The sequence below is a fragment of the Streptomyces sp. NPDC005266 genome, assembly GCF_040607655.1.
Lineage (GTDB): Bacteria > Actinomycetota > Actinomycetes > Streptomycetales > Streptomycetaceae > Streptomyces.
Genome location: NZ_JBEXHC010000034.1, coordinates 1 through 2387 on the forward strand (window position 1 = coordinate 1; position 2387 = coordinate 2387).

Consider the following 2387-nt stretch of genomic DNA (forward strand, 5'->3'; position numbering starts at 1 on the left):
CTTTAGCGGATTCCCTCCGATGCTCATAATCGAGCTTCCGTTCCGAATTTCGGCATACCGAAATCCATCCCGATGAGGGGCCGTGCAGTAGTGGTTTGCCGCAGGTGCGGCGCGATGCGTGCCGAGGAACCGTACGGCTCCGGGGCAGCTCGGAGCACATTACGCACCTCGGTGGGCGGTGTCAACCCCGGCTCGGCCGATTGCCTCACTCGAGGTCGCTCAGCCGTCCCTCGGCGTCGGGTTGGGCCTCCTCCACCCGGCGCAGCACCCGGGTGAGCATCTCGCCGAGGGCACCTCGCTCCTCGCTCGAGAGGTCCTGGAGCAGGTCCTCCTCGAAGATCGATGCGCGGCGCATCGCCTCCTGCCACTTCTCGCGACCTTCGGCGGTCAGCTCGACGATCACCCGCACCCGGTTGCTCTCATCACGCTCACGGGTGACGAGCCCCTCGCCGACCAGACGGTCGATGCGGTGGGTCATGGCGGCGGGGGTGAGGCCGAGCCGCTTCGCCAGATCGCCGGGGCCCAGCTGGTACGGGGCTCCGGAGAGGACGAGGGCCTTGAGGACCTCCCACTCGACGTTGCTGATGCCGAGGGTCGCGGACTGGCGCCCATAGGCGACGTTCATCCGCCGGGTGAGCCGGCTGAGCGCGCTGACCACCTGCTCCACCTGGGGGTCCAGGTCCTGGAACTCTCGCTGGTACGCCGCGATCTGCTCTTCGAGGCTCAGCAGCTCGTCCGGGTCGGGGGTCTCAGCCATGGTGCGCAGTATGACACGAAACTCATTGGCGCTGAAGTCCTTCCTTGTGTACTCTTAAGCATTGAAGTTTAGCTTCGAAGTCTTCAGGCTTCCATCGTCCGGGTCTCCATCGAGGCCCGGACGACCTACGCCTCCTTCTTCTCCGACCCTCTCGACCCTCTTCGACCTAGGTAGGTGAGTGTGACCACCGCGATGGGCGCAGCGCTGCGCCGGATCCAGCTGGGCAACGCGCTGAGCGCGTTCGGCAACGGCTTCACTGTTCCGTTCCTCTTCGTCTATGTGGCGCAGGTGCGGGACCTCGGCGCGAACACGGCGGGCATGGTGCTCGCGGTGTTCGCGGTGGCCGCGCTTGCCGTGCTGCCCTTCACCGGTCGGGTGATCGACCGGCGGGGGCCGCTGTCCGTAGCCGTCGCGGGTGCGGTCGCCGCCGCCGTCGGATCGTTGGGGCTCGGGCTGGCGGCGAGCGAGTCGCTTGTCCTGGCCTCGGCCGTCGTGCTCGGCGCGGGCATAGCGGTGATCCAGCCCGCGCTGGCCACGCTGATCGTGTGGTGCTCGACGCCGACCACCCGGTCGCGCGCCTTCGCCATGCAGTTCTTCGTGGGCAATCTCGGGCTGGGCATCGGCGGGCTGCTCGGCGGGCTGCTAGTGGACACCTCCGCGCCGTCGAGCTTCGTCCGGCTGTTCGCGATCGACGCGGCGATGTTCCTGGTGCTCGGTGCGGCGGTCGCGAGCGTACGGCTGCCGAAGGTTCCGGTGATCAGCGATGCGGTGCCGACCGATGACCGCGTCGGCACCAAGAGCGGTTGGCGGGCCCTGCTGAGCAACCGGGCCATGGTGCAGCTGTGCGTGCTGGGCTTCGTGGTGCATTTCGCGTGCTACGGGCAGTTCGAAGCCGGGCTGTCGGCGTTCGCGGTGAATGTCGCCCGTATCTCGCCCGCGATGCTCGGGATCGCGCTGGCCGCGAACACGGCGGTCATCGTGCTGGCGCAGTTCGTAGTGCTCAAGCTGGTCGAGCGGCGTCGGCGCAGCCGTGTGATCGCGCTGGTCGGGCTGGTCTGGACGGCGGCGTGGGTCGTCGCCGGGACCGCCGGGCTGGTGCCCGGGAGCCAGGCCATCGGCATCGTCGCGATCATCTCGGCGTACGCGCTCTTCGGGCTCGGCGAAGCGATGCTCTCGCCGACCATCGCCCCGTTGGTGGCCGATCTGGCGCCGCCGTCGCTGCTCGGGCAGTACAACTCCGCCTTCTCCCTGGTGAAGCAGTTGGCACTGGCGGTCGGCCCGGCTGTCGGGGGGCTGCTCGCGGGAGCCGGTCTGTTCGGGCTGTACATCTCGACGCTCATCGTCTGCTCGCTGGGCCTCACGGTGCTCGCCCTGCGGTTCGGCCGGCGGCTCACGGCCCAGCAGGACAATCCGCTGCGCGCCGTCGCGAGCCCCTCGCTGCCCGCGCCCCGGTCGGCCTCGGCGGATGAGGTCACGACCGCGGCCTGACCCGAGGCGGACCGGCCCTGCCCCGGCCGACCGCCCTGGTCCCGCCCTGGTCCCGCCCTGGTCCCGCCCTGGTCCCGCCCTGGTCCCGCCCTGGTCCCGCCCTGGTCCCGCCCTGGTCCCGCCCTGGTCCCGCCCTGGTACG

The 2387-nt window shown here is 69.7% G+C and carries 2 protein-coding genes; one reads left to right on the forward strand and one right to left on the reverse strand.

The annotated features are described in order from the left end of the window. Positions 1-205: 205 nt before the first annotated feature. Positions 206-757 carry a MarR family transcriptional regulator gene (locus ABZU99_RS33840; RefSeq protein ID WP_355948713.1) on the reverse strand — a complete coding sequence of 184 codons (552 nt, stop codon included), beginning with the start codon at positions 755-757 and terminating at the stop codon, positions 206-208. 180 nt (positions 758-937) lie between these two features. On the opposite strand from ABZU99_RS33840, the gene ABZU99_RS33845 reads away from it, so the two are divergent. Next, on the forward strand, positions 938-2245 hold the full coding sequence (locus ABZU99_RS33845; RefSeq protein ID WP_356048101.1) for an MFS transporter: 1308 nt from the start codon (positions 938-940) through the stop codon (positions 2243-2245). Positions 2246-2387: the final 142 nt, after the last annotated feature.